At 37.5% G+C, this 14302-nt stretch carries 18 protein-coding genes; 9 read left to right on the forward strand and 9 right to left on the reverse strand.

Annotation, left to right across the window (positions count from 1 at the left end):
* Positions 1–3: 3 nt before the first annotated feature.
* The 4 genes from lgt to V8G61_RS02880 are packed head-to-tail and all read right to left on the reverse strand — an operon-like array spanning position 4 to position 3677.
* Positions 4–924 (reverse strand): prolipoprotein diacylglyceryl transferase, encoded by a 921-nt coding sequence (gene lgt / locus V8G61_RS02865; RefSeq protein WP_394873919.1) that lies wholly within the window; start codon positions 922–924, stop codon positions 4–6.
* Between the two features lie 53 nt (positions 925–977).
* Positions 978–2120: a peptidylprolyl isomerase gene (locus V8G61_RS02870; RefSeq protein ID WP_394873920.1), complete on the reverse strand. Its 1143-nt coding sequence runs from the start codon at positions 2118–2120 to the stop codon at positions 978–980.
* 2 nt (positions 2121–2122) lie between these two features.
* Positions 2123–2665 (reverse strand): gliding motility-associated peptidyl-prolyl isomerase GldI, encoded by a 543-nt coding sequence (gene gldI, locus V8G61_RS02875; RefSeq protein WP_394873921.1) that lies wholly within the window; start codon positions 2663–2665, stop codon positions 2123–2125.
* Positions 2658–3677, reverse strand: coding sequence for a bifunctional oligoribonuclease/PAP phosphatase NrnA (locus V8G61_RS02880; protein ID WP_394873922.1), 1020 nt, complete (start codon positions 3675–3677; stop codon positions 2658–2660). The genes gldI and V8G61_RS02880 overlap by 8 nt, the downstream gene beginning before the upstream one ends.
* Positions 3678–3871: 194 nt before the next feature.
* Here V8G61_RS02880 and V8G61_RS02885 point away from each other — a divergent pair, with 194 nt between their 5' ends.
* Complete coding sequence (locus tag V8G61_RS02885; protein WP_394873923.1) at positions 3872–4291, forward strand: nucleoside-diphosphate kinase; 420 nt, start codon at positions 3872–3874, stop codon at positions 4289–4291.
* A gap of 187 nt (positions 4292–4478) precedes the next feature.
* Here V8G61_RS02885 and V8G61_RS02890 read toward each other — a convergent pair whose 3' ends face one another.
* The 3 genes from V8G61_RS02890 to recF form a co-directional block, all read right to left on the reverse strand.
* Positions 4479–4670 carry a cold-shock protein gene (locus V8G61_RS02890; RefSeq protein WP_394873924.1) on the reverse strand — a complete coding sequence of 64 codons (192 nt, stop codon included), beginning with the start codon at positions 4668–4670 and terminating at the stop codon, positions 4479–4481.
* 97 nt (positions 4671–4767) lie between these two features.
* Positions 4768–5064, reverse strand: a complete 297-nt coding sequence (locus V8G61_RS02895; protein WP_394873925.1) for a DUF721 domain-containing protein — start codon at positions 5062–5064, stop codon at positions 4768–4770.
* Positions 5065–5067: 3 nt separating this feature from the next.
* The gene (recF, locus tag V8G61_RS02900; RefSeq protein ID WP_394873926.1) at positions 5068–6147 is read right to left on the reverse strand and encodes a DNA replication/repair protein RecF; all 1080 of its coding nucleotides are present in this window, start codon (positions 6145–6147) and stop codon (positions 5068–5070) included.
* A gap of 146 nt (positions 6148–6293) precedes the next feature.
* Between recF and V8G61_RS02905 the strand changes: the two genes are divergently transcribed.
* From V8G61_RS02905 to V8G61_RS02940, 8 genes are all read left to right on the forward strand, one after another.
* Complete coding sequence (locus tag V8G61_RS02905) at positions 6294–7064, forward strand: tol-pal system YbgF family protein (protein ID WP_394873927.1); 771 nt, start codon at positions 6294–6296, stop codon at positions 7062–7064.
* An 11-nt stretch (positions 7065–7075) separates the two neighbouring features.
* Entirely contained in the window at positions 7076–7561 is a 486-nt protein-coding gene (gene ribH, locus V8G61_RS02910) for a 6,7-dimethyl-8-ribityllumazine synthase (RefSeq protein ID WP_394873928.1), read from the forward strand.
* A 171-nt stretch (positions 7562–7732) separates the two neighbouring features.
* Entirely contained in the window at positions 7733–7969 is a 237-nt protein-coding gene (locus tag V8G61_RS02915) for a hypothetical protein (protein WP_394873929.1), read from the forward strand.
* 10 nt (positions 7970–7979) lie between these two features.
* The gene (locus V8G61_RS02920; protein ID WP_394873930.1) at positions 7980–8270 is read left to right on the forward strand and encodes a riboflavin synthase subunit beta; all 291 of its coding nucleotides are present in this window, start codon (positions 7980–7982) and stop codon (positions 8268–8270) included.
* Between the two features lie 4 nt (positions 8271–8274).
* The gene (gene mutL / locus V8G61_RS02925; RefSeq protein WP_394873931.1) at positions 8275–10131 is read left to right on the forward strand and encodes a DNA mismatch repair endonuclease MutL; all 1857 of its coding nucleotides are present in this window, start codon (positions 8275–8277) and stop codon (positions 10129–10131) included.
* Between the two features lie 2 nt (positions 10132–10133).
* Positions 10134–10880, forward strand: coding sequence for a rhomboid family intramembrane serine protease (locus V8G61_RS02930; RefSeq protein ID WP_394873932.1), 747 nt, complete (start codon positions 10134–10136; stop codon positions 10878–10880).
* Positions 10880–11725 (forward strand): rhomboid family intramembrane serine protease, encoded by an 846-nt coding sequence (locus V8G61_RS02935; RefSeq protein ID WP_394873933.1) that lies wholly within the window; start codon positions 10880–10882, stop codon positions 11723–11725. Before V8G61_RS02930 ends, V8G61_RS02935 begins: the two co-directional genes overlap by 1 nt.
* Positions 11726–11729: 4 nt before the next feature.
* Positions 11730–12773, forward strand: coding sequence for an endonuclease/exonuclease/phosphatase family protein (locus tag V8G61_RS02940; RefSeq protein WP_394873934.1), 1044 nt, complete (start codon positions 11730–11732; stop codon positions 12771–12773).
* 582 nt (positions 12774–13355) lie between these two features.
* Here the strand turns inward: V8G61_RS02940 and V8G61_RS02945 are convergent.
* Positions 13356–13664 (reverse strand): DUF6122 family protein, encoded by a 309-nt coding sequence (locus V8G61_RS02945; RefSeq protein ID WP_394873935.1) that lies wholly within the window; start codon positions 13662–13664, stop codon positions 13356–13358.
* Positions 13664–14290 carry a WbqC family protein gene (locus tag V8G61_RS02950; protein ID WP_394873936.1) on the reverse strand — a complete coding sequence of 209 codons (627 nt, stop codon included), beginning with the start codon at positions 14288–14290 and terminating at the stop codon, positions 13664–13666. The genes V8G61_RS02945 and V8G61_RS02950 overlap by 1 nt, the downstream gene beginning before the upstream one ends.
* Positions 14291–14302: the final 12 nt, after the last annotated feature.

Raw genomic sequence — 14302 nt, forward strand, 5'->3', positions numbered from 1 at the left:
CAATTATTTTACTGTATGTTTAGGTTTGTATTGGAACATGAAGTATAAACCGATTAAAATGAACGGAATACTTAGCCATTGGCCCGTATCTAACCCAAACCAATCAATGTATTCATCTCCTTGAGGTTCTTTTACAAATTCTACAAAGAATCTGATCGTCCATAATAAGATTAAGAACAGTCCAAATAGGAAGCCCCTCTGATTCTTTTTTTCTGTTTTCGAGTAGAAATACCACAGAATGAGAAAAACAAAGATATAGCTGAATGATTCGTATAATTGTGCCGGATGACGGTAGGGGACCTTTTCTAAAAGTTCTTGATTTTTTCCAATAGCGTCATAGGCTTTTTGAACGTTTTGAATTCCTGTGAGGCGAACGGCCTCATAACGATTATAATAATTCTGAATGAAGCGAACACCGAAGTCAGATTGGGTTACTTTTCCAATAATCTCTGAGTTAATAAAATTACCGATACGTATAAATACCGCGCCTGAGGCGACCGAAATTACAACCCGGTCCAAGATCCACAAAAGAGATTTGTATTTGTATTTCTTGCGGTATAAATACAAGCCGATGATGATTCCGATGGCCGCTCCGTGACTGGCAAGGCCTTGAAAACCCGTGAATTCAAATCCACCTTTGAATTTAAAAGGTAAAAATATGCTAAAAAAATCTTGTGAGATCAATTCTGACTGATAAAACAGGACGTGGCCTAAACGGGCGCCAATCATGGTAGATAGCACCGTATACATAAACAAAGGGTCAAGAAAATCTAGAGATATCTTTTCTTTTTTATAAATGTATTTCATAATGTACCAGCCTAAAACAAAGGCTACTACCCACATTAAACTATAAAAGTGGAGCTTGAAGTTTCCAACAATGTCGATACCCGTTAGCGGATTCCAATCGAATTTTAAGAGCTGCATAATTATTAATTTTCAGGGTAAAGATAATTAAAAGCAGAGGTCTTTATGTAACTTTAGTTTAGAAGTTCCGTAATTTCTACCTCAAAAATTAAGTTTGTTTTACCAGGAATACCTTGCATTCCGTACTCTCCATAGGCCAAATGATAGGGGATAAATAAAGTTGCTTTATCACCTACACTTAATTGTCTAAGTCCTTCTTTAAAACCGGCAATCATTTGTGCATCAGGACTCAAGTCGCATTCAATAGGTTGGTAGCCATTACGTGCCTTACGTTTTGGATTTACCATTTTATTCTTTTCAGCAGTTTCGAGCCTACTGGTCTCCAATAGTTTCCCATTTTCAAAATACAGGGAATAATGGGCTAATACATCAGAAGTTTCTTTAAGTTTAGGTCCATCACCTTGCTTTGTTATCAAGTATTTTAAACCCGAAGGCAAAGCAATGGCATTTTCTTTTTGTTTCTCGAATTTTTCCTTATTGGCCTTTAATAAAGCTGCTTCTTTTGCGGCCTTCTCTTTTTCAAGACGCTCTGCCTTTGCTAACTGATCCTTAAATACTTGTGGTGCGTCAAAATTCTTTGCATCACTGCCTTTCCTGATGATATTAAGTTCTTCAATAGTATCTTCTTGTTCAATGGTATCGATAACGCTTAAACCTTTTATGATTTCTCCAAAAATAGTATGACAGCTTACACGGCTGTTTTCACAAGGTTTTAGAAGCGTGTCTTCGTCATAGGCATTGAGCCAGGGTGTTTCTTTGTGGGTGATATAAAACTGACTTCCATTGGTATTGTATCCGGAATTAGCCATGGCTAAAATGCCTTTTTTATCGTGTTTCAAATCCGGAGAAAATTCATCATTAAATTTATAGCCTGGATCGCCGCTTCCGGTTCCTGTGGGATCACCACTTTGAATCATAAAATCTTTGATGACACGATGAAAAATTAGTCCGTTGTAAAACTTTTTACCTTGATAACTACTGTCTGCTAAAGGGTTATTACCTTCAGCGAGCGAAACGAAATTTGCTACGGTAGCAGGTACTTTTTTATAATACAACTCGGCTAACATAGTGCCTTTGTTTGTTACAAATTCGGCATAAAGACCATCATTTAAATCGGGATATTGCGCTTTACAGGCACTTAAACTAAAAGCAAGTAATACCCCTAAAACCCTAAGTGCAGGTTTAATTGATACCATGATTAATTGGTTTGGTTTTGTGTTATAGCGTTTAAGGTAACTTCGCAAATAAGAGGCTCATTGCGTCCAATTTTATATTCATCACCATAATAGCCATAAGCTTTTTGGGATGGAAAAATAAAAGTTACTGTTTCACCTGGTTTCATAAGTTTTAAACCCTCACGGAGGCCACTAAACAGCTCTTCCTTGTCCATGATATAATCCTGATTTTTGAGATCATCTTTGGAATAGATCAATTGTCCGGACAGGGATTTTATATTATAGTCATAGTTGATTATATCCCCGAAAGCAGGTGTTGCTAAAGAATCTACTTCGGATTTTGTATTGTAGTAATACCAAAATCCGTTTTCAGAAGCTATGTACGTATTACCGTCCTTTTCCATGATCTTTTCGATACTCGCATATTCTCGTTCGTTGAGTGCTTTATTACGTGCGATTGACTCATCAATGAAGGAACCTGATTTTGAAGTGATAGGTTTTCTTGCTTCGTGCGATTTGCAGCTTCCCAGGGCTATAGCCAGGAGCAATATCATCAATTTATTCATTATTTAGGGCTTTATTATACTCAGGCAATATACTAATAAATTTTTCAACTGTATCTTTTAAGGATAAATGACTTTTCCCGCCTGCTGCATTGATATGACCCCCACCATTAAAGTGCTTACGGGCCATGTCATTAACTGAAAAGTGACCTTCGGAGCGCAGTGATATTTTAACGATACCCTCTTGTTTGTCTTCAATAAATATAGCCGCCAAGACCACGTTTTCAAGTGATAATCCATAGTTCACGATGCCTTCAGTATCGCCTTTTTTGAAATTATATTTGTTAAGCTCTTCTTGCGAAAGCGTGATATAGGCCGCCCGGGATTCCGGGATAACTTTTAAATTGTTAAGAGCACAACCTAATAATTGCAGACGGTTATAGCTGTTCGAGTCGAAAACATGATTGTGAATATCGCTGTTTTGTGCTCCGGCTTCAATGAGGTGCGCGATAACCTGATGTGTTAAACTTGTTGTTGAGGAAAACCTGAATGAACCGGTATCAGTCATGATCCCTGTATATAAACAGGTTGCAATTTCCGGAGTGATATGATCCAAAGCATCAAGGTGGTCCATAAAATGATAAATCATTTCGGAAGTGGAACTCATCCGGACATCGCTATACGTGTACTTGGCATAGGAATCCGGTTCCTGATGATGATCTATCATGACTTTTAACGCTTTGCTATTCTCCAGAGGTTTTTCCATTTGTCCGGTGCGGTGGAAGGCATTAAAATCCAGAGTGAAAATAATATCAGCTTTATCAATTTTAGAATCACAAATAGCGGTTTGTGTATCGTGCTTTAAAATGTGTTCGTGACCTGGCATCCATTTTAAAAAAGAGGGATAATCGTTGGGCACAATAACCAGTACATGTTGATGATAGGTTTTCAGGAAGTGGTATAACCCAAGGCTGGAACCAATGGCGTCGCCATCCGGATTTTTATGGGTAACTATTACAATATTTTTTTCTGTAGTTAACAGTTTTTTTATATCGGTAAAATCTTGTTTCGTCATAGATAGCGAAGATACAATTTAATAAAATACAGGTAAAATAGAAAATCGTACTTTTAAAGGGTTTTATTCATTTGTTTTAAAAGAACTGTTAGGCGTTAGATGGGAAGCATTTGTTTGCGTTAAACTTTTTTAAGCTTATACTAGGGATTCCTTTAAAAAACTGTACTTTTGCCAAAAATTTTAAAAATACCATAATGGCAACAAATAGAACATTTACCATGATTAAGCCTGATGCAGTTGAGAACGGACACATAGGTGCTATTTTAGAAAAAATAGCGGCTTCAGGGTTTAGAATTGTGGCAATGAAATTAACACAAATGACTACTGGAGATGCAAAAACTTTTTACGGGGTGCATAAGGAGCGTCCATTCTTTGGAGAGCTCGTTGAATATATGACCAGTGGCCCGATTGTGGCAGCTATTTTAGAAAAAGATAACGCCGTTGAAGATTTCAGAACCTTGATTGGTGCTACTAATCCTGAGGATGCTGCTGAAGGAACCATTAGAAAACTTTATGCAAAATCGATTGGTGAAAATGCCATTCATGGTAGCGATAGCGATGAAAATGCTGCTATTGAAGGTGCTTTTCATTTCTCAGGTCGGGAGATGTTTTAAAACTCCCTGGTCGCGTTAGGCCTGCCTGCCGGTAGGTAGGGATTGAAGCGAACTACTGTGTAGTGCGCAAAGCCCGAAGGCCGAAAGAGCGTAACGCCCAAATAAATAAGATACGATATGATATAAAAAAAGGGAACCAATTTGGTTCCCTTTTTTTGTTTTGTTGTAAGTGTGAAAGTATATTTTATTAGATTACTTTTACGTTTACTGCGTTTAATCCTTTTCTTCCTTCTTGCAAATCAAATTCAACATTGTCGCCTTGACGAATTTCATCGATTAATCCCGAAATGTGTACGAAATGTTCTTTGTTGTTGTCTTCTTCAACGATAAATCCAAATCCTTTAGAATCATTGAAGAACTTTACTGTACCTTTACTCATTGTATTTGTATTATAATAAATTAGACACAAAGGTACATTAAATACTTGTAAGTTGTTTTTTTTACCGGGATTATTTCAAATAATTTTTGAGATTCAATTATCTTAAAATCAGTTTTTTAATTAAGGGTTTGCCCAGGGACTCGTTTAACATGTCGATTATTTTTTGTTTTCCGTAACTTAATTCTTCTCTCAATACGCTGGAACTGAGTTTTACGTAGAGGGTGTCGCTTTTTAAAATAATCTCGGTGGTATAATTGTTTACACCATTACCCATAAGGTCGCTCCAGGCATCGGCAACATGGATCTTGTCAAGGCCTTTTTCCAAATTGTTAGTCTCCACGAATTCTTTGAGAACGTCGCTGATGCTTAAATGTTCGTTATTACGTTTTGCCATGGTTTACAGGTTAAATATTTCGTAGGATTGATGTACTTGTTTTACGGCATTTTCTGTTCGGTCCGGATGCGTATCGCTGATAAATAGTTGTCCAAAATTTTCATCGTCTACCAGTTTGATGATTTGAGCGACCCTATTTTCATCTAATTTATCAAAAATATCGTCGAGAAGCAAAATAGGATTTACTCCACTCTGGGTCTTTATAAAATCGAATTGCGCAAGTTTTAAGGCGATTAAAAAGGATTTTTGCTGACCCTGACTACCAAATTTTTTAATGGGATGATCTGCGATATCGAACATCAGATCATCCTTATGAATACCAACGCTGGTATATTGTAAACTACGATCTTTACTAATATTATTTTCTAAAAGGGTTTTAAGATCGTCATCGAACAGATCGCTTTTGTAGGTTAATGACACTGATTCATTCCCATTACTTATAGCTTCATAACGCGATTTGAAAATAGGGATAAAAGTTTTTAAAAAAGCATCTCGCTTATCAAAAATTACTTGGCCGTAATCGTTAAGCTGGGCGTTGTAAACTTCTAAAGTGTCTACATTATAAGTGTGATTTAGCGCAAAATATTTTAACAGTGCATTACGCTGTGCGAGTACTTTATTATATTTAATAAGACTGTTAAGGTAATTTTTATCGCCCTGCGAAATAACGCTGTCTATAAATTTTCGTCGGGTATCGCTACCTTCTATAATAAGGTCACGGTCGGCCGGAGAAATGATCACCAGAGGTAAGAACCCAATATGTTCACTAAATTTTTCGTAGGGTTTCCCGTTACGTTTTATTACTTTTTTTTGACCTTTTTTCAGGCTGACAATGATCTTTTCTTCGGTAGCCTCTTTTTCATAATCGCCTTGAACCACAAAAAAATCCTCACCATGCCTGATATTTTGTGTTGCTATAGGATTAAAATAACTTTTACCAAAAGATAGGTGATAAATAGCATCCAGTACATTGGTTTTTCCGATACCGTTATTTCCTACGACACAATTGATCTTGGCATTAAAACGAAAATCTTTACTATCAAAATTTTTGTAATTAAGTAATGAAAGGGATTTTAAAATCATAAAGAAAATAACTTATTCGTATTGTTTTGGTGTTACCGGGTCGAAAAGGATATGCAAATTATTGAAAAATATCAAATAAATACCCTTTTAGTTCAGAAGAAAAATTATATTTTTGCGCCACAATAAACAAGCATAAGACATATAGCATGGCTACGTATAAAAAGAGAGGTCACAAACCTCAAACCAAAGAGGATAAGCAAACCGCCATTGAAGAACAATCGACTACGGCAGGTGTATTTAATACCCTTGATGAAACGGCTTCAAAGACTGAGGAATTTGTACAGAAAAACCAAAAGTACATTTTCATCATTATAGGCCTTGTTGCTGTAGTGGTTTTGGGTTCCTTGGCTTACAAAGAGCTTGTTGCTAAACCGAAGCAAGTTACTGCAATGAATGATATGTTCCAGGCACAGAAATATTTTAATGAGGCGATCAATGGTGCTGATAATGACTCATTGTATAATTTGGCTTTAACCGGTGGTGAAGGAAAATTTGGTATGCTGGATATTATTGATCAGTATGGTGGTACCGATGCCGGTAATTTGGCTAACTATTATGCCGGTACAGCCTATTTGAAAATGAAGGATTATCAAAATGCGGTAACCTATTTAAGCAATTTTGAAAGTGATGATGAGATCTTGGCGCCCTTGGCGAAAGGTAATATAGGTGATGCTTTTATCCAGTTGAATCAGCCGGAAGACGCTTTAAGCTACTATGAAGAGGCCTCTAATATGCGTGATAACGAATATACAACGCCTATGTATTTGTTCAAGGCAGGAACAACGGCTATGGAATTAGGACAGGCAAAAAAAGCTCTAAAATATTTCAAGCGAATTAAGGAAGAATATCCTAAATCAACGGAAGCCGGTTCTATTGAGGTGTTCATAGGAAAGGCTCAGGTACTTGCCAATAAATAATTTTAAAATACATGGCTACGGTAAATAAAAATTTATCACAATACGATAAAACAACAATCCCAGACGCGAGAAAATTTCGGTTTGGGATTGTTGTTTCTGAGTGGAATGATTCTATTACCGAGAGCCTCTATCAAGGTGCTTACGATGCCTTAATTGAAAACGGTGTATTGCCTACCAATATCATTCGCTGGGATGTTCCCGGAAGTTTCGAATTAATATATGGTTGTAAAAAGATGCAGGACCGCATGCTTAACGCCATTATCGCTATTGGTAGTGTTATTCAAGGGGAAACCAAACATTTTGATTTTGTTTGTGAAGCCGTGGCCCAGGGTATAAAGGACTTGAATGTACAGGGTGAAACACCAGTTGTTTTCTGCGTTCTTACTGATAACACCTTACAGCAGGCTCAGGACCGCTCTGGCGGAAAGCACGGAAACAAAGGTACCGAAGCCGCTATTGCTGCTATTAAAATGGCGGAACTCCGCAAGAACAGCTAGGAACAAATATTTTGAAATAAATTAGCGTTAAAATTAACCGTTACGCGTTTCTATTTTGTAACGGCTAGGAGCAGATTTTCAGTACCTTCGACTGTTAACAATTTTTGATCGATCCTCCTTTCAGTTTCTGCCTAATTTTAAGTACTTTTGAAAGGTAACCAGAGCACCATCATGTTCAGACAACGCAAACCCAAACGCTTTAATTATAATCCTCGATTTTCAAATGAAAATGAGGAAACATCATCTGATAATGAAGCGCAAGGTAGCAAAGAATTTTTGAGGGAGTGGCGTGAAGCACGTCGTGGCAAGCGAAAGTCAAGACCTATAATATCCATGCGAACCTTGCTGATTGTTTTGGTATTATTATTGATTTGTATGTATGTATTAGAACGTAAATACATTCAATAAAAACAACATTATGGGAATATTTAGCACAAGAAAGAACAAACGATTTAACTACAACCCACGTTATTATGATAATAAAGGGCAGGAGGGCAGTCCGTTTGAAATGAAACATAAGTTCGACGACTTTAGACAAACGGTTGGAAGTCAGAAAGGGTTTAAAAATAAGTTCAAGCAAGCCTGGAATGATTACAAAACAAATCCGAACCGCGAGGCCGATCGTCGTGTTCTTATTATCATTGGTATTCTCGTTTTAGTTTTTTTATTCATAATCGATTTCGATTTATCTATTTTCTTTTCTAAATAAATATATGTCAGACGTTATTCAGCTTTTACCAGACCATGTTGCTAACCAAATTGCTGCAGGAGAAGTTGTACAACGCCCGGCGTCAGTAGTTAAGGAGTTAATGGAAAATGCCATTGACGCTGAAGCTAAAACTATTAAACTTATTTTAAAGGACGCGGGAAAAACCTTGATTCAGGTGATCGATGATGGCAATGGGATGAGTCCCACAGACGCACGTTTGAGTTTTGAGCGGCATGCGACTTCTAAAATACGCTCGGCTGACGATCTATTTCAATTACATACTAAAGGTTTTCGCGGAGAGGCTCTCGCAAGTATCGCGGCCATTGCGCATGTGGAACTTAAAACAAAACAGGCCAATGATGAGGTGGGTACTGCTTTGGTTATTGAAGGTAGTGCCGTAAGTTCTCAGGAGGTGGTGGTAACACCAAAAGGGACTTCGGTATCGGTTAAAAATCTGTTTTTTAATATTCCGGCGAGGCGAAATTTCTTAAAGTCGAATACCGTAGAATTACGTCATATTATTGATGAATTTCATCGTGTGGCGATGGCGCATCCCGATCTAAGTTTTTCAATGTATAATAACGGCAGCGAAACCTTTAATTTGCCGATGAGTAATTACCGCCAACGCATCGTGAATATTTTTGGAAGTAAAACCAATGAAAAACTGGTTCCCGTTGCTGAGGAAACTGAAGTAGTGAATATCTCCGGTTTTGTGGGAAAACCTGAGTTTGCTAAGAAAACCAGAGGCGAACAGTATTTTTTTGTAAACCATAGGTTTATTAAAAGTCCGTATTTAAACCATGCCATTGCAGCCGCTTTTGACGGCCTTTTAAAGCAAGGGACACACCCTAGCTATTTTTTATATCTGGAAGTAGATCCTCAAACCATAGATATCAATATCCACCCAACCAAGACGGAAATTAAATTTGATGATGAGCATACTATCTATGCTTTATTACGCTCGGCTGTGAAGCATAGTTTGGGGCAGTTTAATATTGCGCCAATCCTAGATTTCGAGCAAGACGAAAATTTACAAACACCGTATCATTTAAAGAATAAACCTGCCAATACACCGAATATTGAAGTGGATCGCGATTATAATCCCTTCAGACAAGATTCAGGGTTAAAAGCAAAGCATCAGAGGGAACGTTTTACCAAACAACCTGCCCAACAATGGGAAAGTTTGTATGTTGGTTTGGAGTCGAAAAGTTCAAAGTCTTTGGATAATTTTAGTGAGGTCCATTTTGAAAGCGATAATGAAGCGGCGTCTATTTTTGATGATTCTCAGGAAACCCAAAACAAACAAGCAACGTATCAACTTCATAATAAATACATTGTGAGTCCTATAAAATCGGGGATGCTAGTGATAGACCAACACCGTGCTCATCAACGTATCTTATATGAAGAGTATTTAAAAAACATAACGATCAAGGATGCTGTTACGCAGCAATTACTTTTTCCGTTAACGATGCATTATTCCAAACAGGAAATCGGGATGATCTCTGAATTGCGCGAGGATCTTGAAGCAGCCGGTTTTATTTTTGATACCTTGGAAGATGAAACTGTAGCCGTTAGTGGTGTGCCTGTTGGGGTGTCTGAAAGTGAAGTATCCATTATTTTGGAGGCCTTACTTCGCGATGTTGAAAATGATGTTCCCGATACTCATTTTAGTGCTGTAGATCTTCTGGCCAAATCTATAGCTAAGAGTTTAGCCATCAAAACCGGTCAGACATTACTAAAAGATGAACAGGAGCATTTGGTAAACAAATTATTTGCATGTAAAGAACCCAATATTACTCCGTCAAATAAACCTACGTTTATCACCATGAGTGTTGATGAACTGGATAAAAAATTTATATAGATATGATGCAGATTACAGATACGGTTAAACATTTAATAATCATTAACGTGATTGTGTTTGTTGGAACTATAACCGTAGGAAACGACATGTTTTACGAATTGTTTGGCATGCATTTTCCTAAAAGTAATAGCTTCGAACTTTGGCAAATTATTACCCATATGTTTATGCATGGTGGTTTTATGCACGTTGCATTTAACATGCTGGCGCTTTGGATGTTTGGTTCTCCAGTAGAACAGGTGTTGGGTTCGAAACGGTTTTTATTCATCTATTTCTCCGCCGGATTGGGTGCGGTTGCTTTACAAACGGGCTATTATTATTGGCAGTTCTTACCGGATTATCAGAGTTTATTGAATGCCGGGCTATCAACTGAAAGTATAAAAGAGATGCTTACCAGCGGGCAAACGACAGGTAACTTATCTCAGATACAAGTAGATCAGTTACGTCAAATTTATCCCATCTATAATGCTTTAATGGTAGGAGCTTCCGGTTGTATAATGGGGATTTTAGTTGCTTTTGGAATGATGAATCCTGAGGCCAGACTCATGTTAATATTCCTGCCGATTCCCATCAAGGCTAAATATTTTATCCCCGGTATTATTATTTTAGATCTGGTTTCCGGATTAACGGGGCAGTCATTTTTCAGTCCGAGTAATACAGCCTTTTTCGCGCACGTGGGTGGTGCTTTAGTTGGTTTCCTTATTATGTGGTATTGGAAAAAAAATCAGTTTAACGATAAACGCTGGTACTAATGAATTCTTTTTTACAAGATATAAAGTACAAATATGCCCGACTCAATGTATTTGAAAAAATAATTGTTTTTAACGTTATTATTTTTCTACTGAGTTTGTTACTTCGGGAGTATTTGGCCTGGTTTGAATTACCAAGTGATTTCTCGGAAGCTATTGTAAAACCATGGACCATAGTTACCTATGCTTTTCTTCATTATGAGCCACTTCACCTTTTATTTAATATGTTGTGGTTGTATGTTATTGGGCAGATGTTCTTAAATCTGTTCACTGCGAAAATGGCCTTGAATGTTTATTTTCTGGGGGCTATCAGTGGTGGTGTTTTATTTGTGCTATGTTATTCCTTATTTCCGGAAGTCTTCGGCCGAAATTATCTTGTAGGTGCATCGGCAGCCGTAAGAGCGCTACTTATTTTTTTATGTGCCTATATGCCCAACCAAGAATTTCGTTTCTTTACCTTTAATATTAAGTTATGGTATATTGGTTTAGCTGTAATAATATTAGATGTTATTGGTGTTTTTGGCGCGAATTCCGGTGGTAATCTAGCCCATTTAGGAGGGGCTATTTTAGGCTATATCTATGCTAAAAAATTAACCCAAGGCAAGGATATTGGATCAGGATTTGGACGTTTTATGGATCAGATAGTAGACTTTTTTAAATTTTCAAAAAAAGGCCCTTTAAAAACGGTTCACAAGAAAAAAAGTAAGGTAGGAGGCTATACAAAATCCGAATTCAAGGAGTTTCCGGATCAGAAAAAAATTGATGTTATTTTAGATAAGATCAGTAAAAGTGGTTATGATAGCTTAACAGAAGCAGAAAAAGAATATTTATTTAAGGCGGGAAAATAGTCTTATGGGTAAAGGTAGTGTCATAAATAAATTCATTTATTATGTCAACGTTTTTTTTGCGTTGTTGCTTTTACTTTCCTTTATTTTACCCTATTTACCCCCAAAAACGTTTTCGATATTATCTGTTCTAAATCTAGGAGTTTCTATACTTATTACCATTAACGCCTTGTTTTTCTTGTTTTGGTTGGTCAAACTGAAACGTACGTTTTTCTTGTCGTTTTCTGTTTTAGTATTAGGCTATTTATTGTTCGGCACTTTGTATAAGTTTTCCTCTGAAAAAGCTATTGAGGATCCCGGGAATTTTAAGGTGATGAATTATAATGTACGCCTATTTAATTTGTACAAATGGATCCCGGAAGATCATATTGAGACGAATATTGCTGATTTTGTTGAAACCGAAGCTCCTGATATTTTAAGTGTTCAGGAATACCATCCCGGTAATGGTGTAAACTTATCTTTTTTTAAATATAAGTTTGAGAAAACAGCCGGGAAGCGCACGAAATACGGTCAGGCCATTTTTTCAAAATTTCCAATTATCAATAAGGGTTCGGTAGAATTTCCTAACACCGGTAACAATGCTATTTTTATTGATGTCGTGAAAGGGCCGGACACGATCAGGGTGTATAATGTGCATTTACAATCCCTGCGCATTAATACGGATGTTGACAGTTTAAAAAAGGAAGACTCCGAGCGCCTTATAAAGCGTATTGGAAATACCTTTAAAATGCAGCAGGATCAAACGGAATTATTTTTAAAACATAAGGCACAATGCCATTATAAAATGATTATTTGTGGCGACTTTAATAATACGGCCTTTTCTTATGTATACCGCAAAATTAAAGGTGATCTTAACGATACATTTAAAGAGGCCGGATCCGGTTTTGGGAAGTCCTATTACATTAACTATTTCCCCCTAAAATACTTTCCCCTGCGTATCGATTTTATTCTGGCCGATAAGGCATTTGCCGTGAATGGCTATAAAAACTACACGCAGAAATTTTCTGATCATTTTCCTATTTCGGCGACCCTGAGTTTGAAAAAGGATTAGTCTAGATTGTCATTCAGAGCATTCCGAATATATTCGGAGTCGAAGAATCTCTGGTTTAATCAATGAAGATTCTTCAGTCACTGCGTTCCTTCTGAATGACAAGTTAAACCATCACTGCGTTTCTTCTGAATGATGACCATACTTTTTTAATAGTTTTTTTGGGCGTTACCACAAGGGTCGGGCTATCCGCTACAAGTCCGCGCTCGTACCTCGCTGTGGGCTTTTCGCTACTATCCCTAACGCGGTTCGATCCGTCATTGCGAGCAAAGCGAAGCAATCTTTAAAATTGAAACAGAAATCCTTTTAATGAGGTTACCACGTCGCTGCGCTCCTCGTAATGACGTTCCATTTCGTCATTGCGAACAGCGTGAAGCAATCTGTTCAAAAAGGAATCTCCATCCAGATGTATATAGATTCTTCAGTTACTATGATCCTTGTGAATAACAACAGATTTTTGAAATTCCAGAACCCGCGTTAGGGATTGAGGCATTGTTGGAGCGCCTTGCAAAGCGCGACTGCCGAAAGCCCGGCGAGCTCGCTTTTTGGCGAGCGAAGTAACGCCCAAATAGAAAATATTAAGTATTACATAAAACTACAATCGACCAGATCGGCTATGATGTGAATGAGTAAACCAATGCCGAGAAGTCGTGTTTTTTTGAATACTAGCATGAGGAAATAAACGCCTATGGCCCAATAACTGTGGAGCGGGTGGTAGTTGATGCTGCAGCGGTTTGGATTGAAAATGGGTGTGGCTAACACATGGTCGATATCGATTAATATGCAGGAAAGCATGATAAAAAAGGCTGTTTTCCACCGGTTTGGGTAGAACACCAAAGCGACTACTAAGGGTAAGAAAATATGTGTTCCGTAATGGGCCAGTGTTTGCAACATTACAAGGGTTTTAAGGTTTGTGAGGTGAGGTAATTTACGGTATTGGGGCCTTCGTTACATAACACATCCAGAATGCTTAGGTTGGATAAAAAACCGTGTTTGTCCTGAAAAACCTGGGTGTAGGGTTCAAATTCTAATGGTATTTCTTTTTTTGCATTTACAAAGTGGCGTAAATCTGCTACTGATGGTTTTGGTTTGGTGTCAAAATCCTTTGTTTCTTCTGGTTGGAACTCTATTTGTAAGCAATCACAAATAACTTCAAAACACCTCAAGTTAAAATCCAATAAAAAGCTGGCTTTCTTTTCGAATAAGGGCCGCAGGTCGTCTTCATAATATTCAAAAAAAGGTGAAGTCCGATAGGCTGAAAGCAGGGATTTCCAGTGTTGAGCCTGCCAGTTCTCGTCGTTAAAAATTTGAACGTCTTTATATTTTTGACGGTATTTTTGACTGAAGACCACAGGAATATTTAAACTCAGTTTGCCATTGGCCCCATAAATATAACAGCGATTCCGGTAGGTTTGCTTCACGTAATTATCATGCATTTCAAACAGCACCTTTTCGGCCTGAAGCAAGGCCGAAAAAGCCGCTACATTGGGGAAATAGGTGGGATGCAGTAAAACTGTCATGAATAACTAATT

The organism is Gaetbulibacter sp. M240 (assembly GCF_043876815.1).
Taxonomy (GTDB): Bacteria; Bacteroidota; Bacteroidia; order Flavobacteriales; family Flavobacteriaceae; genus Gaetbulibacter_A.